At 58.7% G+C, this 26,320-nt stretch carries 21 protein-coding genes; 5 read left to right on the top strand and 16 right to left on the bottom strand.

Translation table 11 applies throughout. From position 1 onward, the window contains the following. Window positions 1-52: 52 nt before the first annotated feature. From rpoD to rpsU, 3 genes are all read right to left on the bottom strand, one after another. Window positions 53-1,903, bottom strand: a complete 1,851-nt coding sequence (gene rpoD / locus ACHPFG_RS28720) for an RNA polymerase sigma factor RpoD (RefSeq protein WP_065925398.1) — start codon at window positions 1,901-1,903, stop codon at window positions 53-55. A gap of 67 nt (window positions 1,904-1,970) precedes the next feature. Next, complete coding sequence (gene dnaG, locus ACHPFG_RS28715) at window positions 1,971-3,941, bottom strand: DNA primase (RefSeq protein ID WP_431701076.1); 1,971 nt, start codon at window positions 3,939-3,941, stop codon at window positions 1,971-1,973. A 444-nt stretch (window positions 3,942-4,385) separates the two neighbouring features. Further along, window positions 4,386-4,601, bottom strand: coding sequence for a 30S ribosomal protein S21 (gene rpsU, locus ACHPFG_RS28710; RefSeq protein WP_002551877.1), 216 nt, complete (start codon window positions 4,599-4,601; stop codon window positions 4,386-4,388). Window positions 4,602-4,804: 203 nt separating this feature from the next. On the opposite strand from rpsU, the gene tsaD reads away from it, so the two are divergent. Beyond that, a complete protein-coding gene (gene tsaD / locus ACHPFG_RS28705; protein WP_431701075.1) occupies window positions 4,805-5,830 on the top strand; it encodes a tRNA (adenosine(37)-N6)-threonylcarbamoyltransferase complex transferase subunit TsaD in 1,026 nt (341 codons plus the stop codon). 33 nt (window positions 5,831-5,863) lie between these two features. Here the strand turns inward: tsaD and plsY are convergent, their stop codons facing one another. After that, on the bottom strand, window positions 5,864-6,433 hold the full coding sequence (gene plsY, locus ACHPFG_RS28700) for a glycerol-3-phosphate 1-O-acyltransferase PlsY (RefSeq protein ID WP_053131126.1): 570 nt from the start codon (window positions 6,431-6,433) through the stop codon (window positions 5,864-5,866). Between the two features lie 72 nt (window positions 6,434-6,505). Here plsY and folB point away from each other — a divergent pair, with 72 nt between their 5' ends. After that, complete coding sequence (gene folB / locus ACHPFG_RS28695) at window positions 6,506-6,859, top strand: dihydroneopterin aldolase (RefSeq protein ID WP_015886183.1); 354 nt, start codon at window positions 6,506-6,508, stop codon at window positions 6,857-6,859. Continuing rightward, complete coding sequence (gene folK / locus ACHPFG_RS28690; RefSeq protein ID WP_145336839.1) at window positions 6,850-7,368, top strand: 2-amino-4-hydroxy-6-hydroxymethyldihydropteridine diphosphokinase; 519 nt, start codon at window positions 6,850-6,852, stop codon at window positions 7,366-7,368. The genes folB and folK overlap by 10 nt, the downstream gene beginning before the upstream one ends. A 71-nt stretch (window positions 7,369-7,439) precedes the next feature. Here folK and ACHPFG_RS28685 read toward each other — a convergent pair whose 3' ends face one another. The 12 genes from ACHPFG_RS28685 to ltrA all read right to left on the bottom strand — a co-directional run bounded on the left by ACHPFG_RS28685 (window position 7,440) and on the right by ltrA (window position 23,319). Further along, complete coding sequence (locus ACHPFG_RS28685; protein ID WP_431701074.1) at window positions 7,440-8,672, bottom strand: multifunctional CCA addition/repair protein; 1,233 nt, start codon at window positions 8,670-8,672, stop codon at window positions 7,440-7,442. Between the two features lie 63 nt (window positions 8,673-8,735). Further along, complete coding sequence (locus tag ACHPFG_RS28680; RefSeq protein ID WP_145336837.1) at window positions 8,736-10,301, bottom strand: SpoVR family protein; 1,566 nt, start codon at window positions 10,299-10,301, stop codon at window positions 8,736-8,738. Further along, entirely contained in the window at window positions 10,298-11,569 is a 1,272-nt protein-coding gene (locus ACHPFG_RS28675) for a YeaH/YhbH family protein (protein WP_145336836.1), read from the bottom strand. The genes ACHPFG_RS28680 and ACHPFG_RS28675 overlap by 4 nt, the downstream gene beginning before the upstream one ends. A gap of 113 nt (window positions 11,570-11,682) precedes the next feature. Then, complete coding sequence (locus ACHPFG_RS28670; RefSeq protein ID WP_003194732.1) at window positions 11,683-13,605, bottom strand: PrkA family serine protein kinase; 1,923 nt, start codon at window positions 13,603-13,605, stop codon at window positions 11,683-11,685. A gap of 283 nt (window positions 13,606-13,888) precedes the next feature. Continuing rightward, window positions 13,889-14,218 carry a thiosulfate sulfurtransferase GlpE gene (glpE, locus tag ACHPFG_RS28665; protein WP_131699122.1) on the bottom strand — a complete coding sequence of 110 codons (330 nt, stop codon included), beginning with the start codon at window positions 14,216-14,218 and terminating at the stop codon, window positions 13,889-13,891. A 29-nt stretch (window positions 14,219-14,247) separates the two neighbouring features. Beyond that, window positions 14,248-15,099, bottom strand: coding sequence for a symmetrical bis(5'-nucleosyl)-tetraphosphatase (locus tag ACHPFG_RS28660; RefSeq protein WP_131699123.1), 852 nt, complete (start codon window positions 15,097-15,099; stop codon window positions 14,248-14,250). Further along, window positions 15,099-15,479: a Co2+/Mg2+ efflux protein ApaG gene (apaG, locus tag ACHPFG_RS28655; protein WP_027605913.1), complete on the bottom strand. Its 381-nt coding sequence runs from the start codon at window positions 15,477-15,479 to the stop codon at window positions 15,099-15,101. The genes ACHPFG_RS28660 and apaG overlap by 1 nt, the downstream gene beginning before the upstream one ends. A 103-nt stretch (window positions 15,480-15,582) precedes the next feature. Beyond that, window positions 15,583-16,395, bottom strand: coding sequence for a 16S rRNA (adenine(1518)-N(6)/adenine(1519)-N(6))-dimethyltransferase RsmA (gene rsmA / locus ACHPFG_RS28650; RefSeq protein WP_184744971.1), 813 nt, complete (start codon window positions 16,393-16,395; stop codon window positions 15,583-15,585). Next, the gene (gene pdxA / locus ACHPFG_RS28645) at window positions 16,392-17,381 is read right to left on the bottom strand and encodes a 4-hydroxythreonine-4-phosphate dehydrogenase PdxA (RefSeq protein WP_131699125.1); all 990 of its coding nucleotides are present in this window, start codon (window positions 17,379-17,381) and stop codon (window positions 16,392-16,394) included. The genes rsmA and pdxA overlap by 4 nt, the downstream gene beginning before the upstream one ends. Further along, the gene (locus ACHPFG_RS28640; protein WP_027605910.1) at window positions 17,378-18,718 is read right to left on the bottom strand and encodes a peptidylprolyl isomerase; all 1,341 of its coding nucleotides are present in this window, start codon (window positions 18,716-18,718) and stop codon (window positions 17,378-17,380) included. The genes pdxA and ACHPFG_RS28640 overlap by 4 nt, the downstream gene beginning before the upstream one ends. Next, the gene (locus ACHPFG_RS28635; RefSeq protein ID WP_431701073.1) at window positions 18,693-21,467 is read right to left on the bottom strand and encodes an LPS-assembly protein LptD; all 2,775 of its coding nucleotides are present in this window, start codon (window positions 21,465-21,467) and stop codon (window positions 18,693-18,695) included. Before ACHPFG_RS28635 ends, ACHPFG_RS28640 begins: the two co-directional genes overlap by 26 nt. 151 nt (window positions 21,468-21,618) lie before the next feature. Further along, window positions 21,619-23,319 carry a group II intron reverse transcriptase/maturase gene (ltrA, locus tag ACHPFG_RS28630; RefSeq protein ID WP_431701072.1) on the bottom strand — a complete coding sequence of 567 codons (1,701 nt, stop codon included), beginning with the start codon at window positions 23,317-23,319 and terminating at the stop codon, window positions 21,619-21,621. Between the two features lie 1,303 nt (window positions 23,320-24,622). On the opposite strand from ltrA, the gene ACHPFG_RS28625 reads away from it, so the two are divergent. Together ACHPFG_RS28625 and murU are read left to right on the top strand one after the other, a co-directional pair. After that, window positions 24,623-25,648, top strand: a complete 1,026-nt coding sequence (locus ACHPFG_RS28625; RefSeq protein WP_431701071.1) for an aminoglycoside phosphotransferase family protein — start codon at window positions 24,623-24,625, stop codon at window positions 25,646-25,648. Next, complete coding sequence (gene murU / locus ACHPFG_RS28620; RefSeq protein ID WP_431701070.1) at window positions 25,645-26,319, top strand: N-acetylmuramate alpha-1-phosphate uridylyltransferase MurU; 675 nt, start codon at window positions 25,645-25,647, stop codon at window positions 26,317-26,319. The genes ACHPFG_RS28625 and murU overlap by 4 nt, the downstream gene beginning before the upstream one ends. Window position 26,320 lies beyond the last annotated feature (1 nt).

Here is a 26,320-nt window from a genome sequence, read left to right as displayed (position 1 = left end):
GAATTTTATCGATACAAAGCAAAACCCCCGGCCTGGGCCGGGGGTTCTGGTGTCACTCGTCGAGGAAGGAGCGCAGATGCTCGCTTCGCGTCGGGTGGCGCAACTTGCGCAACGCCTTGGCTTCGATCTGACGGATCCGCTCGCGGGTCACGTCAAACTGCTTACCGACTTCCTCAAGGGTGTGGTCGGTATTCATGTCGATGCCGAAACGCATGCGCAGTACCTTGGCTTCACGGGCAGTGAGGCCGGACAGTACGTCGCGGGTCGCTTCTTTAAGGCTCTCAACAGTGGCGACATCGATTGGCGACTGCATGGTCGAGTCTTCGATGAAGTCACCCAGGTGGGAGTCTTCGTCATCACCGATCGGGGTTTCCATGGAGATCGGCTCTTTAGCGATCTTCAATACCTTGCGGATTTTATCCTCAGGCATTTCCATGCGTTCGCCCAGCTCTTCCGGGGTCGGTTCGCGACCCATTTCCTGCAACATCTGCCGGGAAATACGGTTGAGCTTGTTGATCGTCTCGATCATGTGCACCGGAATACGGATGGTGCGGGCCTGGTCGGCGATCGAGCGAGTGATCGCCTGACGGATCCACCAGGTGGCATAAGTCGAGAATTTGTAGCCGCGACGATATTCGAACTTGTCCACAGCCTTCATCAAGCCGATGTTGCCTTCCTGAATCAGATCGAGGAATTGCAGGCCACGGTTGGTGTACTTCTTGGCGATGGAGATCACCAGACGCAAGTTCGCTTCAACCATCTCTTTCTTCGCGCGGCGGGCCTTGGCCTCACCGATCGACATGCGACGGTTGATGTCCTTGATCTCGGCAATCGTCAGACCGGTTTCGGTCTCAAGTGCGGTCAGTTTCTGCTGGCAACGGATGATGTCCGGCTGCAGGCGACCAATGGCTTCAGCGTACTTCGCCTTGCCTTTGGCCAGAGCGTCGCTCCAGCTTTCGTCAACTTCGTGGCCCGGGAACTGGCGCAGGAAGTCGGTACGCGGCATGCGCGCATCACGGACACAGAGCTGCATGATCGCACGCTCTTGTGCACGCAGACGCTCAAGGGCGCTACGAACACGTTCCACCAGGCCTTCGAACTGCTTCGGTACCAGCTTGATCGGCATGAACAGCTCAGCCAGCGCCAACAGCTCGGCAATTGCCAGCTTGTTGGAGCGACCGTGCTTTTTCAGGGCCTTGCGGGTGATTTCCATTTGATCGGAAACCGCGCCGAAACGCTGGGCAGCAATGATCGGGTCTGGGCCGCTTTCGACTTCGTCTTCGTCGTCGGTGCTGGCTTCAGCCTCGTCGTCTTCGGTGTCATCGTCCGCTTTCGCGGCTTTGGCATCGACAGGCGGCGGTACTTCGGCAGCAGGCGGCGCGATGCCGTCGTCCGGGTCGATATAACCGCTCAGGACGTCGGACAGGCGGCCACCTTCGGTGGTGACGCGAGTGTACTCGGAGAGAATGTGGTCAACCGTGCCAGGGAAGTGCGCGATTGCGCCCATCACTTCACGGATACCCTCTTCGATACGCTTGGCGATTTCGATCTCGCCTTCGCGCGTCAGCAACTCGACGGTACCCATTTCACGCATGTACATGCGCACTGGGTCAGTCGTGCGACCGATGTCGGTCTCCACCGCGGCCAACGCGGCAGCGGCTTCTTCAGCGGCTGCCTCGTCGGTATCGGCGTCGGCCAACATAAGGGCGTCCGCATCCGGAGCACTCTCGTGTACGGGGATCCCCATGTCATTAATCATGCGGATGATGTCTTCCACCTGCTCTGGATCTGAAATATCCTCAGGCAGGTGATCGTTGACCTCTGCGTAAGTCAGATACTTCTGCTCACGACCAAGGGTGATCAACTCTTTGATACGAGACTGCTGTTGCGCTTTTCCGGACATAACACCCTATCCACTGAAGGTCTTGGCGGGCAAAAAACAAGCCGAGGATTATACCCGAGCTATGACCTCACACGCCAGCTGAGGTCGGGTTTGATGCGGAAACATTCTGTTTTAAGAGGTCGCGCATCTGTTTTGCTATCTGAATTTGCTCTTCAGCCGATAATCCCGGCTGTCTTGCTCTCTTGATGAGTTCATCGAGGGTCTGCGTGTGCTGACCCGCGGATAACCTAGTAATGGTGTCTAAAAACTGTTGTTCAAGGTTATCGCCGTCAATTAGCCACTCCTTTTCCGCGAGTGCCTTCAACAGACGACCCTGTTCTGTGCCATGCCAGCGAGCCATCAGCTGAATGGAGTTTAGCTTAGGATTTTTCTGCACGGCCTCGATCAGTGCGATGAGCACCTGAGCGTAGGTATTGCTCGCGTTGGCAAAATGGTCAGCGCTTTCGACCTTGCTCGCTAATTGCGGGTGGTGGATAAGCGTGCGCAGGGCAATCAATGTAGGCGCTTCTACAGCGACCGGCGTACGCGGGGCGTAAGCCTCATCGCGATCGCCGCGTTTGCCATTCTTGCTCCAGGGTTTCTTATCCCATTTCTTGCCGCCGGCACCGGGTTTCTTTGGCGTCCATTCCTGTTGGGGCGCGTACGCATCCTGGGGTTGATGGAAGTCGGCATAGTCCGGCATGGCGTCATAATCCATGCCTGGGTCGTAGGCTGGTGGCGCGTCCTGCGGTGCGCTGTGTACCAGCTGGCTGACGGCTTCGCCACTCAGCCCTGTAATTTCCAGCAGGCGTTGGCGCATCAGGGTGCGCAGGTTCGCGCCTGGAACCTTGTCGATCAATGGCGCCGCAAGGGTGGCCATATGCGCCTTGCCTTCGAGGGAGCGTGGGTCGGCTTCCTCGGTCAGTTGCTGGAAGAAATAATCCGCCAGCGGCTGCGCGTGTTGATTGATGCGTGCGCGGAATGCGTCGGTGCCTTCCGAGCGCACCAGGGTATCCGGGTCTTCACCTTCGGGCAGGAACAGGAAGCGCGCGCGGCGCCCGTCCTGCAGGCTCGGCAGCGTGGCTTCGAGTGCGCGCCAGGCGGCGTTGCGGCCGGCCTGGTCACCGTCGAAACAGAACAGCACGCTGGGCACGACGCGAAAAAGGCGCTTCAAGTGTTCTTCGCTGGTGGCGGTACCTAGGGTGGCCACAGCGTTGCGCAGACCTTGCTGGGCCAGGGCGATCACGTCCATATAGCCTTCAACCACGATGATTTCATCGAGGTTTCGATTGTTCTTGCGCGCTTCGAACAGGCCGTAGAGTTCCTGGCCCTTGTGGAATACCGGGGTTTCCGGGGAGTTCAGGTACTTGGGCTTGTCATCCCCCAGCACCCGGCCGCCGAAGGCGATGATGCGGCCACGGCTGTCGCGGATCGGGAACATAACGCGGTCGCGGAAGCGGTCGTAGCGCTTGCCGGTCTCGGCGTTCTCAACCAGGAGGCCGGCGTCGATCATGGCTTTTTGCTGCAGGGTGTCGCTGCTCAGGTGTTTGTACAGATTGTCCCACCCGGGTGGAGCGAAGCCGAGGCCGAAGTCGCGCGCGATTTCGCCGGTCAGGCCGCGCCCCTTCAGGTAGTCGACGGCGGCCTTGCGCTGCGGATGGCTTTTAAGTGCCTGACGGTAAAATTCGGCAGCGGCAGTCAGCAGCGGGTACAGCGGCGAGTCGGTGGGCTGCCGTGGTTTGTGTGGGCGGCCACTTTCTTCGCGGGGGACTTCCATGCCGGCGGCTTTCGCCAGGTCCTCGATCGCCTGGGGGAAGTCCAGGTTGTCGTGATCCATCAGGAAGCCGAGGGCGTTGCCGCCTGCGCCGCAGCCGAAGCAGTAATAGAACTGCTTGTCGGGGCTGACGCTGAATGACGGGGTCTTTTCCTTGTGGAACGGGCAGCAGGCTGTGTAGTTTTTGCCGGCTTTCTTCAATTGCACGCGTGAGCTGACAACATCGACGATGTCGGTGCGGTTCAGAAGGTCGTCAATAAAGCTCTGGGGAATCAGCCCGGCCATGGCGTTCTCGTCATCACTGCGTGTAAATGAGTGCCCGTGAAGTGCTCAAGTGCACGTATCGAATGGCTCGACCATCAATCGTCTGCTTGGGCTGTCAGGAAGTGTATCTGCCGAACATTCACTGACGTTAGTTTCAATCAGTTTTTCGGCGTAGAAATGTTGCCCTCGAGTCCGGCGCTGGCCAATGGTGGCCTCGGATGCTCGTCGGTGGGCACAGCCGATGCAGTTGATCGCCTGCTTATAAATGAGTGTGCTCGTCAGTAGCCTTGTTAGGCTCGTCAGAAGAGACGTGCACCGCTGGCAAAAGAGCCAGTCCTGACGTTTGAAGCAGGTGTATCAGTCGCGTGTGCGGCCTCAACGATGAAGCATCAAGCGATATCCGCAAATGCCAACAGCCCGGCTGAGGGCCGGGCTTGGCAGAAGCTTGCTACGAACGTCTGTGTATTAGTACAGACGAACGGCGCGGCGCTGTTCGCGCTGAACTTTCTTGGCGTGACGCTTAACAGCGGCTGCTGCTTTGCGCTTACGCTCAGAAGTTGGCTTCTCATAAAATTCGCGGCTACGAACTTCAGCCAGAACACCGGCTTTTTCGCAGGAGCGCTTGAAACGACGCAGAGCTACGTCGAAGGGTTCGTTCTCTTTTACTTTGACGGCTGGCATCCAGAGCTACCTTCTTTCATTACCGGGAATCAACGTTCTCGTCGCAAAAAATTCGCGGCTGAGGTCGTCGGTTTTTAAGGGTTGCGGATGTTAACCCCTCATTGGCAGGAATGCAAAGCCTCTGATCGAAAACCGCTAGTCGGGAGGGGGAGTGGCGACTATTATGCGCGCCTTCGAATTCAGCCTCTACAAGGCGCAAACCCATGCTAGTACTGGGACTTGAAACCTCCTGCGACGAAACCGGTGTCGCACTTTACGACAGTGAACGCGGGCTTTTGGCCGATGCACTGTTCAGTCAGATCGACTTGCATCGGGCCTATGGCGGCGTGGTGCCGGAGCTGGCCAGTCGTGATCACGTCAAACGTATGCTGCCGTTGATTCGCCAAGTGTTGGACGAGGCCGGTTGCGTGCCGACCGAGATCGATGCGATTGCCTATACGGCGGGCCCCGGATTGGTCGGAGCCCTTCTGGTTGGCGCCTCTTGCGCCCAGGCGCTGGCTTTTGCCTGGGGTATTCCGGCCCTCGGCGTGCACCATATGGAAGGCCATTTACTGGCGCCGATGCTGGAAGAAAACCCGCCGCAGTTCCCGTTCGTCGCTTTGTTGGTTTCGGGCGGGCATACGCAGCTGGTTCAGGTCGACGGAATCGGTCAATACACGCTTTTGGGCGAGTCCTTGGACGACGCCGCCGGCGAAGCTTTCGACAAGACCGCGAAGATGATGGGCCTCAATTACCCGGGTGGTCCGGAAATCGCCCGCCTCGCCGAAAAGGGCGTGGTCGGCCGCTACACTTTCCCGCGGCCGATGTGTGATCGCCCTGGCCTGATGTTCAGCTTCAGCGGTTTGAAAACCTCCGCGTTGAATACCTGGCAGCACAGCGTCAGCGCCGGGGACGACAGTGATCAAGCCCGTTGCGACATCGCGCTGGCGTTCCAGCAGGCCGTGGTGGAGACTTTGACCATCAAGTGCAAGCGCGCCCTGAAACAGGCAGGCATGAAGCGCCTGGTGATCGCTGGTGGCGTCAGCGCCAACAAGGCGTTGCGCAGCTCATTGGAAAAGATGCTCGGTGATATGAAGGGAGATGTGTTCTACGCCCGCCCTGAGTTCTGCACCGACAATGGCGCGATGATCGCCTATGCCGGGTGTCAGCGCCTGCAGGCCGGGCAGCACGAAAGCCTGGCGATCAGCGTGCAGGCGCGCTGGCCGATGGAGCAGTTGCCGCCCTTGTAAATACGCAACGTGAGCCGTGCTCATTGACGGTATTTAAAAATGCCGTTCGCGCCCGGCAAACAGGTCGCGTAAATTGCCCCGGTGTCGCCAGACGATCAGCAGTGTCAGCACGCTCATCGGCAGCAGCGCCGCCGGTTCCTGCCAGGCCAGCAACGGCAGGGTGAGCGGTGTGGCGATCAGCGCAGCCAGCGAGCTGGTGCGGGTCAGGTAGAACGTCAATAGCCAGGCGAGTACGGCGAGCAACGCCGCTGGCGGGTAGATCCCCAGCAGCATGCCGGCTGCCGTGGCGACACCTTTGCCGCCGCGAAAGCGGAAGTACAGGGGAAACAGATGGCCGAGGACGGCGCACACGCCCACCCAGGCCTGCTGTTGCAGGGTCAGGCCGGCGAGGTTGGCGATCAGTACGGGCAACAGGCCCTTGCACACGTCACCCAGCAGCGTCAGTACGGCGAGCTTCTTGCCGGCCAGGCGCAACATATTGGTGGCGCCGGCATTGCCAGAGCCACTCATTCGCGGGTCGGGATTTCCCGTCAGGCGGCTGAGCAAAATGGCGAAGGACAGCGAGCCGAGCAGGTAGGCGAGAATCGCCAGTGACCAAAACATGCTAACTATTCCGGGCGAGGACGCCCTGATTCTAACGGGGCATCGCGCCCTTGTCGTGCTGCGGAGAAGAGCTTGGACAGAGTGTTTATCGAAGGCCTGGAAGTCGACACCGTGATCGGGGCCTACGACTGGGAGCGCGGGATCCGCCAATGCCTGCGCCTGGACCTGAGCTTCGCGTGGGATAACCGCCCGGCTGCGGCCGGCGACGACCTGACCCTGGCGCTGGATTACGCCAGCGTGTCCGCGCGTATCCAGGCCTTTGCCGAGCAGTCCCAGTACCAACTGGTGGAGACCTTTGCCGAGCGCCTGGCCGAAGTGCTGATGAGCGAGTTCCAGATTCCCTGGCTGCACCTCAAACTGACCAAGCCCGGCGCAGTGCCGGCTGCCAAGGGTGTGGGCGTGGAGATTGAGCGCGGATGTCGCTGACTCAGGTTTACCTTGGCCTCGGTAGCAATATCGAGCGCGAGCTCCATCTGTGCGCCGGGCTCGACGCGTTGGCGAGTTTTCTGACGGATATGCGCTGCTCGGCGGTGTTCGAAAGCCAACCGGTGGGCATCAAAAGCGGGCCGTTCTTTAATCTGGTGGTGTCGGCCTATACCGACCTGCCATTGATGGAGTTGGATCGCCGGTTGAAATTCATCGAGGCCGAAAACGGTCGCTATGCGCCGGACCGCAAAGGCTTGCCGCTGGATATCGACGTGCTGCTGTACGGCGAGTTGGTGGGCAACTTCGATGGTTTGATCCTGCCGCGGGCAGAGATCCTGAAAAATGCCTTTGTGTTGTGGCCGTTGTCGATGATGGCACCGGATCGCTTGCACCCCGAAGCGGGCAAGACGATGGCTGCGCTGTGGCGTGATGCTCAGATTGATCAGGTGCTGGCGCCTGTCGGGTTTGAATGGCAGGGCCAGCAACTCACCCCGGACTCGCTCTTGTAGGGGCGCGCTTGCTCGCGAAAAACTGAGAGCGCTGCGTTATCGTTGACGCTCTTCGCGAGCAAGCTCGGCTCCTACAAGGGTTTGTGTTGTTCCTTGTAGGCTTTAAGTGCATTGAGCCGTTCGCGCTTGAGTGCCTCCCCCAACTCCGGGCCTTTGAAGCCTTTCTCGAGCAGTGGCGCAACAGCAACCTCGCGCGCGGCCTTCGCCGCGCCGCGCAAGTAATCCGCCTGTGGATAACTTCTTTGCTCCAGCCCCTTGCGGCCCCGGGCATCCATTTCGCAGGCGACCACAAACTCCTCAAAGCGCTGTGGCCTGCGGTATACGTCAAAACTTTGCAGCAACTCCAGCAGCGTCGAGGCTTTCAACTCCAGTGCACGATGACCGTGGGTGTGATACTGGCCCACCAACAGCGCCAATTCCTGGCAATCCCTCGGCACCTTGAAGCGTTCATTGACGGCCTTGATCAGCTTCAAGCCTCGATGCTCATGAGCGATGTGCTGCGGTAACTTATCCACAGGCGTCAGGCCCTTGCCCAGGTCGTGCAGCAGGCAGGCCCAGCGCACGGACAGTGGCTGTTTGTGCAAGGCAGCTTGTTCCAGCACGCTCAAGGTGTGCACGCCAGTATCTATCTCGGGGTGATGGGCCTCGGGTTGTGGCACACCAAAGAGTGCGTCCACTTCCGGCATCAAGATCTTCAGCGCATTACAGTCCCGAAGTACCTGGATAAACACCTGGGGCTGATCTTCCATCAGCGCCCGGGAGATTTCTTTCCAGCTGCGCTCCGGTGTCAGGGCTTCCAATTCGCCGGACTCGCCGAGTTGCCGCATCAGCTCCAGCGTTTCCGGTGCCACTGTAAAACCCAGGTGCGCATAGCGTGCAGAAAAGCGCGCAACACGAAGAACTCGCAGGGGATCTTCGGCGAACGCGGGGGAAACGTGACGAAGTATGCGTGCTTTGAGATCGCGCTGACCATTATAAGGATCGGTCAGATTGCCATCGTCGTCTTCGGCCATCGCGTTGATAGTCAGATCACGACGGATCAGGTCTTCTTCCAGCGTAACCTCGGGGCTGGCGTGAAACACAAACCCGCCATAACCCCGACCACTTTTGCGCTCGGTGCGGGCCAGGGCATATTCGTCGCCATTCTTCGGGTCCAGGAACACCGGGAAGTCAGCGCCGACCGGTTTGAAGCCCTTGGCAAGCATCTGCTCGGTAGTGGCGCCGACAACCACACGGTCGATATCAGTGACCTTGATGCCCAGCAAGCGGTCACGCACGGCGCCGCCGACTTTGTAGATTTTCATGAAAAAGCCTCCATTAGCGGCACAGGATACCGCCTGTACCTGACCAATGGAGGCTTTGCTGTTTCAGAGGTGAACGACAGCCAGGTCCAGGCGGCCGTAGTCGTTGTCGTTATGATCGTTGCGCGGTGGCACATGGTGGGTCTTCATCACTTGGTCGCCCTGCAGGGTTTCCAGATGGATGTCGAAACCCCATAGCCGGTGCAGGTGCTTGAGCACTTCCTCGGTGGATTCCCCCAGGGGTTTACGGTCGTGCTGCTGGTGGCGCAGGGTCAGCGAGCGGTCGCCGCGCACATCGATGCTGTAGATCTGCACATTGGGCTCACGGTTGCCCAGGTTGTACTGCGCGGCCAACGTCTCACGAATGATGCGGTAGCCGGGCTCATCATGGATGGCCGGTACAACCAGGTCGTCCTTGAGGTCATCGTCGAGAATACTGAACAGCTTGAGATCCCGAATAACCTGGGGTGAGAGGTACTGCAGGATAAAACTCTCATCCTTGAAACTGCTCATGGCGAACTTGATCGTCGACAGCCAATCGCTGCCGGCGATTTCCGGGAACCAACGGCGGTCCTCATCGGTGGGGTGTTCGCACATGCGCCGGATATCGCGGTACATGGCAAAACCCAGCGCGTAAGGGTTTATCCCGCTGTAATACGGGCTGTCGAAGCCGGGTTGGAACACCACGCTGGTGTGGGACGTCAGGAACTCCATCATGAAGCCGTCGGTGACCAGGCCTTCGTCGTACAGGTCGTTCATCAGCGTGTAGTGCCAGAACGTCGCCCAACCTTCGTTCATCACCTGGGTCTGGCGCTGTGGGTAAAAGTACTGGGCGATCTTGCGCACAATGCGCACGATTTCCCGTTGCCACGGCTCCAGCAGCGGTGCGTGCTTTTCCAGGAAGTACAGGATGTTTTCCTGGGGTTCGGAGGGGAAGCGCGCGTTGTCCTTGTCGCTGTTCTTGCCGGCGCGTTTGGGAATGGTGCGCCACAGGTCGTTGATCTGCTTTTGCAGGTGCTCTTCGCGCTCCTTCTGGCGCAGGCGCTCCTCCTCGGCAGAAATAGGGTACGGGCGCTTGTAGCGGTCGACGCCATAGTTCATCAGGGCGTGGCAGGAGTCGAGTAGGTCTTCCACGGCGTCGATACCGTGGCGCTCCTCGCACTGCATGATGTACTGCTTGGCGAACACCAGGTAATCGATGATCGAGCTGGCGTCTGTCCAGGTGCGGAACAGGTAGTTGCCTTTGAAGAAGCTGTTGTGCCCATAGCAGGCATGAGCCACCACCAATGCCTGCATGCAGATGGTGTTTTCTTCCATCAGGTAGGCGATGCACGGGTCGGAGTTGATCACGATCTCGTAGGCCAGGCCCATCTGGCCCCGGGTGTAGGACTTCTCGGTGCTGAGGAAATGTTTGCCGTAGGACCAATGGTGGTAACCCAATGGCATGCCGACGGAGGCGTAGGCATCCATCATTTGTTCGGCCGTGATCACTTCGATCTGGTTGGGGTAGGTGTCCAGGGCATAACCTGCCGCGATGCGGCTGATTTCCCGGTCATAAGCCTGGATCAGTTCAAAGGTCCACTCGGAGCCGGTGGAAATGGGTTGGCGCTTAGTCTCTTTTTTGGCGGTCATGTCACTAACCTGCGCTGGAAGAGTTCACGGAAGACCGGATAGATATCGCCGGCCGAGACCAGTTGCTGCTGTGCGAACGTGTCGGCAAAGGCTTCGCCGATGCGCTCGTATTCGAACCACAGGGCCTGGTGCTCACGGGGGGTGATTTCGACGTAAGTGTAGTACTGCACAAACGGCATGATCTGGTTGATCAGGATATCGCGGCAGATCGGCGAATCGTCGTTCCAGTTGTCGCCGTCAGAGGCCTGGGCTGCATAGATATTCCACTCGTTGGCCGGGTAGCGTTCGGCCATGATTTCCTGCATCAGCTTCAAGGCGCTGGAGACGATGGTGCCGCCGGTTTCCCGCGAGTAGAAGAACTCTTCTTCGTCGACTTCCCTGGCACTGGTGTGATGGCGGATGAATACCACGTCGATCTTGTCGTAGTTCCGCTTCAGGAACAGGTACAGCAGGATGAAGAATCGCTTGGCGATGTCCTTGGTGGCTTGGGTCATGGAACCGGACACGTCCATCAGGCAGAACATTACCGCCTTGGAGCTGGGATTAGGCTGCTTGACCAGCAGGTTGTACTTCAAGTCGAAAGTATCGAGGAACGGCACGCGGTGGATGCGCGCACTGAGTTTCTCTATTTCCGCCTCGATTTCCTGGATATCGCCGAAGTTATCCGGCTCCTCGCGCTTCAACCGCTCCAACTCTTCCTTCGCCGTCCTCAATTTGGCGCGGCTGCTGCCCGACAGGGCGATACGCCGCGCATGGGCCGAGCGCAGCGTGCGGATGATGTTGATTCGAGAGGGGTTGCCTTCGTTGCTGATCCCCGCCCGTACGGTCTTGAAAGTATCGGTGCCGGTCAGGTTCCGCTTGACCAGGTTGGGCAACTCCAGGTCCTCGAACATGAATTCGAGGAACTCTTCCTGGGTGATCTGGAACACGAATTCGTCCATGCCCTCGCCGGAGTTACCGGCCTTGCCCGGGCCTTTGCCACCGCCGCCGCCCTGCGGGCGCTGGATATGCTCGCCGGTGGTGAATTCCTTGTTGCCGGGGTGCACGACAGTCTGTTTGCCGCCCCGGCCGTGGTGCAGCACCGGTTCGTCGATGTCGCGTCCGGGAATGCTGATTTGTTCGCCATGCTCCATGTCTGTAATGGAGCGGCGGCTGACGGCCTCTTCAACGGCCTTTTTGATGTGGTCACGGTAACGCCGCAGGAAACGCTGGCGGTTTACCGTGCTCTTGTTCTTGCCATTGAGGCGTCGGTCGATCACATAGCTCATGAGGAGCCCTCCGGGCAGCTTCACGTTACAAGCTTCAAGCGGCGAGCTGGAAGCTTAGAGACAAGCGGTCAACTGCCAGGCCCATGACCTGGCAGTGCACGCCTATCGCTGCCTTACTGCGATTTGCGAACCCGCAGGTACCACTCGGAGAGCAGTCGTACCTGTTTGTCGGTGTAGCCGCGCTCGACCATTCGTGTGACGAAGTCGTTGTGTTTTTGCTGGTCCTCCTTGCTGGCCTTGGCGTTGAAGCTGATGACCGGCAGCAGATCCTCGGTGTTGGAGAACATTTTCTTCTCGATGACCACCCGCAGCTTCTCGTAGCTGAGCCAGGTGGGGTTCTTGCCGTTGTTGTTGGCGCGGGCGCGCAGTACGAAGTTGACGATTTCGTTGCGGAAATCCTTCGGATTGCTGATGCCGGCGGGTTTTTCGATCTTCTCCAATTCTTCGTTCAGGGCTACGCGGTTGAGGATTTCGCCGGTTTCCGGGTCGCGGTATTCCTGGTCCTGGATCCAGAAGTCCGCATACAGCACGTAGCGGTCGAAGATGTTCTGGCCGTACTCGCTGTAGGACTCCAGGTACGCGGTCTGGATTTCCTTGCCGATAAACTCGATGTAGCGCGGCGCGAGGTATTCCTTGAGGAAGCGCAGGTAGCGTTCGCGGGTTTCCGCCTGGAATTGTTCCTGTTCGATCTGCTGCTCCAGCACATACAGCAGGTGCACCGGGTTGGCGGCGATCTCGTGGGGGTCGAAGTTGAAGACCTTGGACAGGATCTTGAACGCAAAGCGCGTCGACAGGCCGTTCATGCCTTCATCCACGCCCGCTGTGTCGCGGTATTCCTGGATCGACTTGGCCTTGGGATCGGTGTCCTTGAGGTTTTCGCCGTCGTACACACGCATCTTCGAATAGATATTCGAGTTTTCCGGCTCCTTGAGACGCGACAGCACGGTGAACTGGGCGAGCATCTTCAGGGTGTCGGGTGCGCAGTGGGCCTTGGCCAGTGAGCTATTGAACAGCAGCTTGTCATAGATCTTGATTTCATCGCTGACCCGCAGGCAGTACGGCACCTTGACGATATAGATCCGGTCGATGAAGGCTTCGTTGTTCTTGTTGTTGCGGAAAGTGTGCCATTCCGATTCGTTGGAGTGAGCCAGCAGGATCCCTGTGAACGGAATCGCGCCCAGGCCTTCAGTACTGTTGTAGTTGCCTTCCTGGGTGGCGGTGAGCAGTGGGTGCAGCACCTTGATCGGCGCCTTGAACATTTCCACGAACTCCATCAGGCCCTGGTTGGCCCGGCACAGTGCGCCCGAGTAGCTGTAGGCGTCGGCGTCGTTCTGCGGGAATTCCTCCAGTTTACGGATATCGACCTTGCCCACCAGCGCCGAAATGTCCTGGTTGTTCTCATCGCCAGGTTCGGTCTTGGCCACGCCGATCTGGTTGAGGATCGACGGGTAGAGTTTCACCACGCGGAACTGGCTGATGTCGCCGCCGAACTCGGCCAGGCGCTTGGTGGCCCAGGGCGACATGATGGTGTTGAGGTAACGTCGTGGGATGCCGAAGTCTTCTTCGAGGATCGCGCCATCTTCCGTGGCGTTGAACAGGCCCAAGGGCGACTCGAAGACCGGTGAGCCCTTGATGGCGTAGAAGGGCACCTTCTCGATCAGTTGCTTGAGTTTTTCGGCCAGGGACGATTTACCACCGCCAACGGGGCCGAGCAGATAGAGGATCTGTTTCTTCTCTTCCAGGCCCTGAGCGGCGTGGCGGAAGTAGGAGACGATCTGGTCGATGCATTCTTCCATCCCGTGGAAGTCTTCAAAGGCCGGATAGCGGCGGATCACCTTGTTGGAAAATATTCGCGACAGGCGCGAATTATTGGCGGTTTCCACCAGCTCCGGCTCGCCAATCGCCAATAGCAGGCGTTCGGCGGCAGACGCGTAGGTGCTGCGATCCTGTTTGCACAGCTCGAGATACTCCTGAAGCGTGAGTTCTTCCTGCTGTGTGGATGCGAAGCGTTGTTGGAAGTGGCTAAAAATACTCATGACGTCGTCACCTCGCTCGATACGTGGAGCCGACGCCGGATCTATCAGTCGATGCTGGCAGTCATTGACGAACGCCAATGGCCGTTTTCCCCCCAGAACACCCTAAACGCTACCGATGACCCGCACGCCGGTGTACCGGCTCTCCCCTGATTCGGATGGCCTGCGCTTAAGGATAGTCGGAATCGGAGAGGGCAAGGGACGATGAGCAATTAGTTTGCCTGCGCCGTTCGTCAGAAACGGCGCGAGCCCAAGCGTCACGCGGGGTAGCGGTGTGTGAAAAAAATTATTGCGAATCGCCGGATGAAATTTCTGCAGGATAGGTCGTACGCCATAGCTCAAAGCCGCCGTCCAGGCTATAGACATCGGAGAAGCCCTGGCTGATCAGGTAGGCGGCGGCGCTTTGGCTGGAATTGCCGTGGTAGCAGGCCACGATCACCGGCGCGTCAAGGTCGGCAGCGCGGATGAAATCGGCGATGTTGACGTTGTCCAGGTGCTGGGCGCCGGCGATGTGAGCGGCGGCGTAAGTCGGCTGGTCGCGGATATCGACCACCACCGCGCCTTGCTCGCGCAGGGCTTGGGCTTGTTCGGGAGGGATACGTTTGAATTCGCTCATGGTGGGCTCCTTGTGCATGGCTGCGGGGACTAGCGTTTGGCGGCAGCTGGCAGTGTAACGGGAAGGGGAGATTCGCACTGGCAGCTCAGGCGCTCGCCGGTGTCGATGTTCATCAAGGTCATGGCGCCGCCCCACACGCAGCCGGTGTCGAGGGCAAACACGCCAGGTTCGTCGCACTTGCCTTCAAGGGCTGCCCAGTGACCAAAGATGATCCTGGTGTCGCGGGTCTTGCGTTCCTTGTGGGCAAACCACGGTTTGTAGCCGGGCAGCGCCGTGTCGGCGCCTTCCTTGCTCTTGAGGTCCAGCTTGCCCTCGGCAGTGCAGAAGCGCATGCGTGTGAAATAGTTGGTAATCACCCGTAGGCGGGCCGCGCCAGTGAGGTCGTTGTCCCACTTCACTGGCTCGTTGCCATACATGCCGTCGAGGTAGGCGGTGTACAGGCTGTCATCGGCCAGGGCGTTTTCGACTTCGGCGGCGCACTTGAGGGCTTTTTTCAGCGTCCACTGCGGCGGAATACCGGCATGGACCAAGGCCATATTGCGGCTTTCGTCGTAATGCATGATCTTTTGCCGACGCAGCCAGTCAAGCAGTTGCGCGCGATCTGGCGCTTCGAGGATTTCGCGCAAGGTATCGCCCTTTTTCAGGCGCTCGATGTTACTGCCGGCCGCCAGCAGGTGCAGGTCATGGTTGCCCAGTACGCACACCAGGGAATCGCGCACGCTATACAGGTAACGTAGCGTTTCCAGGGACTCGGGGCCGCGATTGACCAGGTCGCCTACCAGCCACAGGCGATCATTCGCCGGATCGAAGGCCACCCGTTCAAGCAGGCACTTGAGGGGCTCCAGGCAGCCTTGCAGGTCGCCGACCGCGTACGTTGCCATCAGTGCAGGGCCCCTGGTACGGCGAGGCGAAAAGGCTTGATGATGGCGTCGAACAGTTTGCCGTCAGTGGCTTTCATCTGATACGAGCCTTGCATGGTGCCGACCTTGGAGGTCATTACCGTGCCGCTGCTGTAGGTGTGGCTGGCGCCGATGTCGATCAACGGTTGTTGGCCGACAACGCCTGCGCCGCGAACTTCCTCGACCTGACCGTCACCGTCGGTGATCACCCAGTGGCGTGACAGCAGCTTGGCCGGCACCTGGCCGTTGTTTTTCACCGTGATGGTGTAGGCAAAGGCGAAGCGGTTCTGTTCAGGTTGCGATTGGTCCGCCAGGAAGCGGGTGACGACGCTGACGTCGATCTGGTAGCGAGGATCGGACATGCAAGAGGCCTTAAAAGCAAAAGCGGAGGACAGCAGATGCGGATCAGTCTAGGCCAAGAGGTGGGCACTAGGCCAGACATGTGTCTGGCCATGCCTGGGTGCTTCAGTCGGCGGACGGCGCAGGCTGGATGGCAAGCTGGTCGGCCAGACGCACGAACGCGGCCAGGTCCAGTTGCTCGGGGCGCAGGCTGCCGTCGACGCCGGCGGCTTCGATCTCGGCGTTGCTCAGCAGCGCCTTGAGCGTGTTGCGCAGGGTCTTGCGGCGTTGGTTGAACGCTTCACGTACCACGCGTTCCAGCAATTTGTGATCCTTGGCCGGGTGTGGCAATACGGCGTGAGGCACCAGGCGCACGATGGCCGAATCGACCTTCGGCGGTGGGTTGAACGCACCCGGGCCGACATTGAACAGGTGTTCGACGCGGCAGTGGTACTGAACCATGATCGACAGGCGACCCCAATCACCACCACCAGGGCCGGCGGCCAGGCGTTCCACCACTTCTTTCTGCAGCATGAAGTGCATGTCGCGGATGATCCCGGCGTTGTTCAGCAGGTGGAAAATCAGCGGTGTGGAGATGTTGTACGGCAGGTTACCCACCACGCGCAGGCTGTTGGGCGCGGCGTTGAGGGTATTGAAGTCGAACTTCAGTGCATCGCCCTGATGCAGGTTGAAATTGGGCTTGTTGGCGAACTGCTGGTTGAGGATGGGGATCAGGTCCTTGTCCAGTTCAACCACGTCCAGTTGGCCGCCGCTGGCGAGCAAGCCTTGGGTCAGCGCGCCCTGGCCCGGGCCGATTTCCAGCAAACGGTCTTCTGGCTTGGCATGGATGGAGCGCAGGATACGGTCGATCACGCCAGCGTCGTGCAGGAAGTTTTGCCCGAAGCGCTTACGCGCCCGGTGTTGGTAATGCTCGGTCATATACGGGTCTCGGCCATCTGATAGGCGGTTTCCAGGGCCACATGCAGGCTGCCGGTATCGATCTTGCCGCTGCCCGCCAGGTCCAGGGCGGTGCCATGGTCGACGGAGGTGCGGATGATCGGCAGGCCCAGTGTCACGTTGACCGCGGCGCCGAAGCCTTTGTACTTCAGCACCGGCAGCCCCTGGTCATGGTACATCGCCAACACTGCGTCGCAGTGCTCCAGATATTTTGGGGTAAACAGAGTGTCTGCTGGCAGTGGACCGCGTAGGTCCATGCCTTCTTGGCGCAGACGCTCCAGGGTTGGTTCAATGATGTCTATTTCTTCATGGCCCAAGTGTCCGCCTTCGCCGGCGTGGGGGTTGAGCCCGCAGACCAGAATGCGCGGTTGGGCGATGCCGAATTTTTGCTGCAGGTCGGCATGCAGGATGCGCGTAACGCGCTCCACACGCTCGGCGGTGATGGCGTCGGCAATGTCGCGCAATGGCAGGTGCGTGGTCACCAGGGCGACCCGCAGGCCGCGTGTGGCCAGCATCATGACGACTTGAGCGGTGTTGGTCAGCTCGGCCAGGAATTCGGTATGGCCGGAAAACGCAATGCCCGATTCGTTGATCACGCCCTTGTGGACTGGCGCGGTGATCATGCCGGCGAAGTCGCCGTCGATGCAGCCTTGCCCCGCGCGGGTCAAGGTTTCCAGGACAAACGCCGCGTTGGCCTTGTCGAGTTTTCCGGCAACGACCTTGGCGTGCAGCGGGGTGTTCCACACATACAAGCTGCCAGCGGCTGCCGGCAGGTCGGGCCAGTTGCCGGGTGCCACGTCCAGCAGATTGACGACCACACCCAGCTGCGCGGCCCGCTCAAGGAGGAGGTCGCGGCTGGTAATGGCAATCAGGGGGTGAGGCTGGGGCTGCGAGGCGAGCAGCAGGCACAGGTCTGGACCAATGCCGGCCGGCTCGCCGGGTGTCACGGCGAAACGCTGGGGTTTCACGGAGCTGCCTGGTCGGTGCCTGTTTGCTCGGCGCCTGGCAGCTTGTTTTCCACGTAGGCTTCGTCACGGATCTGACGCAGCCAGGTTTGCAGCTCTTCGTCGTATTTGCGGTTACGCAGTACGTTCAGAGCCTGCTGCTCGCGGGCTTGGCTGGTGTTGTCGGTGGCGCGACGGCCAAGGACTTCCAGCACATGCCAGCCATATTGGGTTTTGAACGGCTTGGACAGTACGCCTTGCGGAGTATCGGCCATCACCTGCTGGAACTCGGGCACCAAGGCTTTCGGGTCGATCCAGTTCAGGTCGCCGCCGTTGAGGGCGGAACCCGGGTCTTCCGAGAAGCTCTTGGCCAGGGTGGCAAAGTCTTCACCGCTTTCGATGCGGTCATAGATCTTCTGGGCCAGTTCCTTGGTTTGTGCTTCGGTGCGAATTTCGCTTGGTTTGACCAGAATATGACGAACATGCACTTCGTCTTTCAGCGAGGTCTCGCCACCGCGACGTTCCAGCAACTTCAGGATGATGAAGCCGCCTGGGGTACGGGCTGGCTGGGTGATGCCACCCACTTCCATGGCACTCAGTTCACGGTCGAACGGAGGTGGCAGTTGAGCAGCTTTACGCCAGCCCATATCGCCACCTTCAAGGGCGTTGTCGCTGCCGGACTGGGCAATGGCCATCTGGGCAAAGTCAGCACCAGCTTTCAGGCGATCATAGATAGCCTGGGTTTTCGCCGCTGCCGCATTCAGTTGCTCGGAGTTGGCGCTGTCCGGGGTCGGGATCAGGATATTGGCCAGGTGCAGTTCTTCGGAAAGCTGCATCTTGCCCAAGTCGGAGGCCAGGAAGTTCTTCACTTCCTGCTCGGACACCTGAACTCGCTCGGCAACGCGACGCTGACGCACACGGCTGATGATCATTTCGCGGCGGATCTGGTCACGGGCGTCTTCATATGAAAGACCGTCGTGGGCCAGGGCTGCGCGGAATTGATCAATGCTCATGTTGTTGCGTTGAGCGATGGTGCCGACCGCCTGGTTCAGTTCTTCGTCCGAAATACGGATGCCGGAACGCTCGCCGATCTGCAGTTGCAGGTTTTCGACGATCAGGCGCTCCAGTACCTGTTGGTCCAGCACGCTGGTAGGTGGCACGCCACCGCCACGCTTGGCGATGGTTTGCTGCACTTCCTTGACGCGCTGGTCCAGTTGGCTTTGCATGATCACGTCGTTATCGACGATGGCCACTACTTTATCCAGTTGCTGAACCGCGGCGTGAGCCGATACGGTGCCCAGGAACAGCGCGCCCAGCACTAGCGGGCGCAGACAATCAGAAAGCTTGGTCTTCACGTTCACGATAACCTTCAATGCCTTTGTCGAGGAAGCTCTCTACCTTGGCGCCGGTCAGGCCGCCGAGTCCTTTGAGGACGATCTGCAGGAAGAGCCCGTGGTCACCCTTTTCGTTAAGCGGGGCGATCTGGCTGTATTCGTCGTTGGAAACCCAGTAACGGTTGATGACGCGCAGTTTCCAGCAGCAGTTGTCGTACTCGAAACCACCGAAGGCTTCCAGGGTACGGTTGCGAGCGTAGTCATACTGCCAGCGGGTGATCAGGTTCCACTGGGGAATGATCGGCCACATCATCGAGAAATCGTGTTGTTGGATTTTGTAGTAATCCTTCACGAAGTTCGGATCGCCTGGCTGTCCGTAGTCACCGCCGAACTGCCATTTGCCGGTCAGCTGGTTGTAGACGACCTGGTCGTTACGATAGCGATAACCGACGTTGATGATCTTGTTCGGGTTGTCTTCCGGCTGGTAGTGAAGCATCGCGCTACCGGAACGAGGGCTGTGCTCCTCGGTGTCCCAGTTGTAGTCGGCAGTGGCGCGCCAGTCGCGGTTGAAGCGGAACTCGTAGTCCAAGGCAACGGGCGATACGTCGGACTGTGCATCGGCACGGTCGGCTGCCAGCACGCCCGGCAGTTGAACTTCGCGGTCCTTGAAATACACAGCCTGGCCGACGCTGACGCGTTGACGTTCGAAGCCGTTTTCTTCGATCCAGCGGTTGGTCAGGCCGAGCGACAGTTTGTTCTCATCGCCGATGCGGTCGGAACCACTGAAGCGGTTGTCACGGAAAAGCGAGGCGTAGCTGAACGAGTACTCGCTGGTATCAAAGACAGGAATATCGCTCTGGTCTTTGTTTGGAACGTAAAGGTAGAAAGCACGCGGCTCCAGGGTCTGGCGATATTCCTTGCCGAACCAGTTGGTGTTGCGGTCGAAGTACAGGCCGCTGTCGACGCTGGCAATTGGGACGGCGCGGCTTTGAGAACTTTTGAATTCGTCCCCAGCAGCCAGCGAGTTCTTGCCGATGGTATCGAGATCGAGGTCGTACTTGGTGTAAACGTATTTCAGCTTCGGCGTGATGAAACCGTACGTCGTATTAAGCGGAAGCGAAATGCTCGGTGCCAGGTTCAGGCGCGTGCCGTTTGCGCGGGTCAGGCCCCTCACGTTGGTATCCAGTCGAGCGCTGGTGACACCGTCTTTATCGGTGAAGTTGCCGTTCTCAAGATCCCGATCAAATCTTACAGCTTCGGTTTCATAAGCGAACTGCAAGCCCCCCGGGCTGTAAGGTAGGGCACCATTGAAGGTGATCTGTGGCAGCCGGTCATACGGTGTGATCTGGGAAATCGTCGCCAGCTGATAAGCCTGGACATTCAAGCGCGCCTGGAAGGAGTCGCCGCGATAGGCCACGGAGCCCTGTTGGTTGACGAAGGTCCGGCTCTCAACACCCTCCTGATAGGACTTGAGGTCCTGGAAGTAGTAAGGGTCACTGATCTTGGTGTAGTCGACCTGGGTCAGTACACGCGAATCCAAGCCACCTTTGTGCTGCCAATTGAGCATGTAGCGGGTTTTGTCGTAATCGGTCTGCAGCTTGCGTTCGTCGCTGTCGTCGTTCAGGTACGCGCCGCCGAACTGACCTTCGCTGGACTTGGTGAGGTAGCGGAATTCGCCTTCCATCATCATGCCGCGCTTGGTCATGTATTGCGGGTACAACGTGGCATCGTAGTTTGGCGCCAGGTTGAAGTAGTACGGCGTGACCAGGGTGAAGCCGGTTTCGCTGCCGGTACTGAAGCTCGGTGGCAGGAAGCCGGACTGACGACGGTCGTCGATCGGGAAATAGATGTAAGGGGTGTACAGGATCGGGATGTTCTTGATCCGCAACGTCGCGTTGGTGGCCGTACCGAAACCGGTGGCCGGGTTCAACGTGATGTTGTTGCCCTTGAGCTGCCAGGCGTTGCTGTCCGGCTCGCAGGTGGTGTACGTACCGTCCTTGAGACGGATGATCGCGTTTTCGGCGCGCTTGGCGTACAGCGCGTTACCGCGGATACGCGACTTGTGCAGCACGTATTCGGCGTTGTCGATCTGCGCCGCGCCGGTGTCCAGTTGAACCTGGGCGTGGTCGCCGACGATCAAGGCACCGTTGTCGCGCAGTCGCACGTTACCGTTCAGCTCACCACGGTTCTCGGCCTGATACAGGCTGGCTTCTTCCGACTCCAGCTGCATGCTGCCCTGGCGCATGACGACGTCACCGGCCAGGGTTGCGACTTGTTGTTCCTGCTCGTAACGAGAGGCCTTGGCACCGATGAAGGTGGGCGCATCGCTTTTGTTCGTCTTGTCGTTCATGCCAGGACGAGTTGGCTCGATGTACGCACCGCCGCAGTAAGGACCGGTTTCTGCCAGTTGGGCTGCGGTCAACTTTTCGCGAGGCACCCAGTCCAAGTGGCTGTAGTCGGCGCTGCGCGAACGCAGGCCACGGCCCTTGGACTCGGTGACCAGTGCGGTCTTCGGCTCGGCTTCGGCACTGCCGCCAGCGTCGGCCTGCGCCGTGCTGTTGGCCGAGCTGACGGCTGCGCCGTCATGCACCGGGCGCGGTGGCAATGGGGCTGCGGCTGTCTTTGGCGCGCAGTCCCAGGCACCCGAAGCAGAGACTGAGCAGTCATACTGTTCCGCGGCGACCACGAATGAGGTGGCGAAGGGTTGCATGACCAGCAGACTGCCGGTTACCAGCAACGGAAATTTTCTACGAAACGCGGGGGATTTCAATGCCATCTTATTAGTCCGGGCTTCCTGCGTGCCATCTGCCCGCGGTTTGGGCCGCACGCCTCTCGATGGTCTGAAAGTTGGGTAGGAACAGACCATTTCTGGTCTGCTCCCCCCTAAAAACCGTACGTGCGCCTTTCAGCGCATACGGCTCAAGTCTTTACGAAGCCCCCCTTGGGGGAGCCGGTTTGTACACTGTTAGTCCACGAGCGTGAAGCTGCTGGTGGCAAATGGGATGCAATAGTACCCGGTTGTCCAGCGAGTCACCACCGCCTTGTGAGCGATAAATGATGTGGTGGTCGTGCCACCCAGTCTCCCTAGATATTGGGCTTTTGCATAGTACGCACAGTCCTTTTTGGGATTGAAACAGATGAAGAATTTGTTTGCGGTATTTCAATTTCCCGAGCATCCGGGACATCCGCAATGCCTCTCCCATTTCTTCCATAGAGGGATCAAACGGATTGAAATCCCCGCTGATCTTCCTGTGCCTCTCAATCGGCGTGGCCTCTAGGGCGTATAACCGAATTGCTTCTTTGCCTCCTGACTCCGTTATGACCGTGGTGGAAAACACCCAGCTTCGATTTTCGTAGGTTTGAAAATACTTCTCCCTTACCCAATCGAGACTTTTGTTTGGGTGTCGCCTTTTCGCCCAACGCCAAAGCGCCTGGAATATTTGGTGGTCCATGCGGCTGTACGCCTTCTTGGCGACTACTGGCTGGTGATACAGCGCCCAGCCTCGCAGTATCGGATTAAGCAGGCGGATCAACTCCTCCTGTTTCACCGCTTTGTTAGTGCTGATGACCTCCTTTACCTTCCGGTAGAACGCTTTCACGTTCTTTTTGGCAGGTTTGATCAGGAGTTTCCCGCCGTATTTGCGGAAATTCCAACCAAGGAAGTCGAAACCTTCATCTATGTGGACGACATGGGTTTTCTCGAGCGACAACTGCAATCCTCGAACCGCGAGAAACTGCTCAACCCAAGGCTTGATTTCATTTTCGAGCATTTCTTTCGAGCTGCCTGTAATCACAAAATCATCCGCATATCGCACCACGTTGATTTTTAGCTTCTTCGCCTTCGTCACGCCCAGATGTTGCTTGAGCTGTGATTCCAGTCCATCCAGCGCCAAATTTGCCAAGGTGGGCGAGATAATCCCGCCCTGTGGTGTACCGGCATTCGTTGCCTGTAGCTGGCCTTTATGAATCACTCCAGCCTTCAACCATTTCCGGAGGATTTCTTTGTCCGTTAGGACATTTTCGATCAGCCAGTTATGGTTGATGTGGTCAAAGCAGCCTTTGATGTCCGCTTCCAATACCCATTGGGCCGAGGCCTTCTTGGATAGACAAACGAACAGCTGTCCCATCGCATCAGCCGTGGAGCGCTCGATCCGAAAGCCGTAGCTGTTTGGATCGCCGGTGGTTTCAGCGATAGGCGCCAGGGCTAGCAGGTATAGCGCCTGCATGGCTCTGTCCGTCATGGTTGGAATGCCCAGGGGGCGTTCCTTTCCATTCGACTTAGGGATAAACACACGCCGTAGTGGCCGTGGTTTATACCCGTGGCGCTTCAACCCATTTGCCGCTTTCCATTTGGCATCAGGTGTATCCCAAAGCACGCGGTCGACTCCCGCCGTGCGCTTGCCCTGGTTTTCAGTGACTCGCCGTATGGCCAAGTATCTGGCCGAACGAGAGCGGGTTAGCATCCGTTGCAGGGCTTTCACCCTGCGCCAGTTGCCTTCCCTACAAGCCTTCGCAATCCGAATCTGCATCGCCCGTACGTTCCGCTGCACACGACACCAATCGATGTCATGCCAATGCTGCGGAACGCCGGAAGGTGCAGACTCGGCCAGTTGGCTAGGTACTAACATGCTGCCTTCCTCTCAAGTTTCCCCAAGCAGAAGACGTACGCATCCCCTGACGGGAATGGACGCTCCCGTCAGGAGTGGATGAAAAAGAAGCCCATTACTGCCGGACTTCGAAGATGATTGAGACAGGTCTACTCAGCGTTCATGCGATAAAAGACCACGCAGAAGTCTGCCCGGTTTCCCGTGGGGGAATGTTCCACCCCCTATCCGTGCCATTACAGCCCGGCGTTCGCTTTTTCTGCGATCCCATACCCGCACAGCCAACAGATCCCCTTGCGGTTCACCTGCCCGAAGGCAGCCATACGGGCTTACCACGTTCCCTGCCTGTCACACGATTGGTTTAGGGTCTGCCTTTTCACCGGAGGCCTTGTAGCGACGTATTCCCACATCCCACAGGAATAACTGGCCCCATACCTTTTGGTCCATGCCTGACAGCAGTTTTGGCATGTTTATCATTACGGCGTTTATCAGCAGTTCACTTACGTTACCCATGCCAACCAGCCTAGCGTCTCGACCCGGTACTGCTCCGAGCGTCTGTACCTTGCCTCACGGCAAAAGCACACCCTGATGGGGACTACATTGTCGGAAAAGCTTCACACCCCACCGTTACCAGTGACGCATGTTTTCCTAGGCTATCGTTGGTCGCACAACGAGTCCGCTGCTATCTCAGAGCAAGATAGTTGGACAATGACAGACAGAGTTTTCGCTCGTGTCTCCGGTTTGATGTGAGCGGAGGACTGCAAGGCAGCACGCTCAAAGAGTATTTCCTCCTGTTTTAAGGCAGGAGGAATCCCTGCGGGGATTCATCCCGCAAGGGTAGGCCTAGGGCCTGAGTGGATTCGCTATCTGATGTAGAAGACGGCGCAAATAATGACGACCGTAAAGGCCGATATCATTCCCGCAAATTTCCAAGTCAGTCGATACAAGACGTCATCGAGAGCTTTGGAGATATCTGTCTGACTTGCCGATACATCAGCTTTAAGGGCTAGACGTTTCCGCATAGAGACCTCATCAGTAGTGAAGTGGGCACTCCCAGTCCGAAATTCGGACCATAGCCGCGCTTCTGAGTGCTAAGCGGCTTTGGGGTTCGCTATCGTCGCCGCAGCGACAACGAGTCCTTCTAAGCAGTGGGACTCCTGGGCTGTTTTGTTTCCCGGATTGGCTACCGGGCTATCGGTTTTCTTGCGGAAAACCCTTGACGATGACGTCTCACCGCCAACCTGGAGACACGCTACGCGTGTCGCACAAGATGCGTGATAATAAAGCATGCCCCGCTTGACGGCTAGCGCCGTCGGAGACCCTTGTAATGCCCGAGCAAGATCTACGTTTACAACAGCTGGAAGTCTGGCTGGATGAGCAGTTGCCGATCCTTTTCAACGCTCAAGGCTGGGGTGTCGTACCCCCGGCCACATTGACTGCGGCCAGCAGCGACGCGAGTTTCAGGCGCTATTTCCGTTGGGACGGCGGCGGTCGAACTTTCGTGGTAATGGACGCGCCCCCCCCCCAGGAAAACTGCAAACCTTTCGTCGATATCGCGTATTTGCTATCCACTTCGGGAATAAATGTTCCGAAAATTTATGCGCAAGACTTGCCCCGAGGCTTTCTTTTGCTCAATGACCTGGGCAGAAAAACCTATCTGGACGTGATAAACGACGAAAACGCCCATCAGTTGTTTGCTGATGCCATCGACGCCTTGCTGGCTTATCAGCAGTTGCCGATGGACGCGCCACTGCCCAGCTATGACGTCGCCTTGCTGCGACGCGAGCTCGAATTGTTTCCTGAATGGTACGTGCGCCGACACTTGGGTATCGAGCTGGATACTCAGCAGCGGGCACTTTGGCAGCGTGTCAGCGATCACTTGATCGACAGCGCCCTGGCGCAACCCAAAGTGCTGGTGCACCGCGACTATATGCCACGCAACCTGATGATCAGCGAGCCGAACCCTGGCGTGCTGGATTTCCAGGACGCAGTGTATGGTCCGGTCACCTACGACATCACCTGCCTGTTCAAGGACGCCTTCCTCAGTTGGCCCCAGGCCCGCGTACGGGAATGGCAACGCGGCTATTGGGAGCGTGCGGCCCAGGTCGGCATTCCGGTACAGCCGGATTTCGAAGACTTCCTGCGCGCCAGCGATCTCATGGGCGTGCAGCGCCATCTCAAGGTCATCGGCATCTTTGCGCGCATTTGCCATCGTGACGGCAAGCCACGCTATCTGGCCGATGTACCGCGCTTCTTTGCTTATATAGAAGCGGTGCTGGCTGATCGTCCGGAGTTGAGCGAGCTGGCTGAGTTACTGACCAGCCTGCGCCAACCTGCAGAGGCTAGCGTATGAAGGCCATGATCCTGGCCGCGGGCAAAGGCGAGCGGATGCGTCCGCTCACGTTGCACACCCCCAAGCCGTTGGTGCAGGCCGGCGGCAAGCGCCTGATCGAGTACCACCTGGAGGCGCTGGCCAAGGCCGGTTTCACCGATGTTGTGATCAACCATGCCTGGCTCGGCCAGCAGATCGAGAGCTACCTGGGGGATGGTGCGCAGTTCGGCCTGCGCATTCGCTACTCCCCGGAGGGCGAACCGCTGGAAACCGGTGGCGGGATTTTCCAGGCGCTGCCGTTGCTGGGGGATGAGCCGTTCCTGGTGGTCAACGGCGATATCTGGACCGACTACGACTTCACCCGGCTCAAGCAACCGCTCCAGGGCCTGGCCCATCTGGTGATGGTCGACAACCCGGCACATCATCCCTCGGGTGGTGATTTCTACCTTGATCAGGGCTTGCTTCATGATGCGGTGCCCGGTGCCGATAACCTGACCTTCAGTGGCATTTCAGTGCTAGACCCCCGGCTGTTCGAGGGTTGCAGCGCCGGTGCCTTCAAGCTGGCGCCGCTGCTGCGTGCGGCCATGGCGAAAGGTTTGGTAACGGGGGAACACATGGCGGGACACTGGATTGATGTCGGCACGCTGGAGCGCCTGGCGCACGTCGAAACCCTGCTGACAGCGGGGCAGTAGC

Origin of the sequence: Pseudomonas sp. BR20 (assembly GCF_050780135.1) — a bacterium.
Classification (GTDB): Bacteria; Pseudomonadota; Gammaproteobacteria; order Pseudomonadales; family Pseudomonadaceae; genus Aquipseudomonas.
This window is presented reverse-complemented; position numbering and strand designations above follow the sequence as displayed.

Coding starts and splice junctions, on each gene's coding strand:
- folK (WP_145336839.1), top strand. CDS start 6,850: ATGTCGCTGACTCAGGTTTACCTTGGCCTCGGTAGCAATATCGAGCGC.
- ACHPFG_RS28635 (WP_431701073.1), bottom strand. CDS start 21,467: ATGGCATTGAAATCCCCCGCGTTTCGTAGAAAATTTCCGTTGCTGGTA.
- ACHPFG_RS28670 (WP_003194732.1), bottom strand. CDS start 13,605: ATGAGTATTTTTAGCCACTTCCAACAACGCTTCGCATCCACACAGCAG.
- ACHPFG_RS28685 (WP_431701074.1), bottom strand. CDS start 8,672: ATGAAAATCTACAAAGTCGGCGGCGCCGTGCGTGACCGCTTGCTGGGC.
- ACHPFG_RS28660 (WP_131699123.1), bottom strand. CDS start 15,099: ATGGCAACGTACGCGGTCGGCGACCTGCAAGGCTGCCTGGAGCCCCTC.
- ACHPFG_RS28675 (WP_145336836.1), bottom strand. CDS start 11,569: ATGAGCTATGTGATCGACCGACGCCTCAATGGCAAGAACAAGAGCACG.
- tsaD (WP_431701075.1), top strand. CDS start 4,805: ATGCTAGTACTGGGACTTGAAACCTCCTGCGACGAAACCGGTGTCGCA.
- rpoD (WP_065925398.1), bottom strand. CDS start 1,903: ATGTCCGGAAAAGCGCAACAGCAGTCTCGTATCAAAGAGTTGATCACC.
- murU (WP_431701070.1), top strand. CDS start 25,645: ATGAAGGCCATGATCCTGGCCGCGGGCAAAGGCGAGCGGATGCGTCCG.
- rsmA (WP_184744971.1), bottom strand. CDS start 16,395: ATGACCGAGCATTACCAACACCGGGCGCGTAAGCGCTTCGGGCAAAAC.
- ACHPFG_RS28625 (WP_431701071.1), top strand. CDS start 24,623: ATGCCCGAGCAAGATCTACGTTTACAACAGCTGGAAGTCTGGCTGGAT.
- glpE (WP_131699122.1), bottom strand. CDS start 14,218: ATGAGCGAATTCAAACGTATCCCTCCCGAACAAGCCCAAGCCCTGCGC.
- ACHPFG_RS28680 (WP_145336837.1), bottom strand. CDS start 10,301: ATGACCGCCAAAAAAGAGACTAAGCGCCAACCCATTTCCACCGGCTCC.
- apaG (WP_027605913.1), bottom strand. CDS start 15,479: ATGTCCGATCCTCGCTACCAGATCGACGTCAGCGTCGTCACCCGCTTC.
- dnaG (WP_431701076.1), bottom strand. CDS start 3,941: ATGGCCGGGCTGATTCCCCAGAGCTTTATTGACGACCTTCTGAACCGC.
- plsY (WP_053131126.1), bottom strand. CDS start 6,433: ATGTTTTGGTCACTGGCGATTCTCGCCTACCTGCTCGGCTCGCTGTCC.
- rpsU (WP_002551877.1), bottom strand. CDS start 4,601: ATGCCAGCCGTCAAAGTAAAAGAGAACGAACCCTTCGACGTAGCTCTG.
- ltrA (WP_431701072.1), bottom strand. CDS start 23,319: ATGTTAGTACCTAGCCAACTGGCCGAGTCTGCACCTTCCGGCGTTCCG.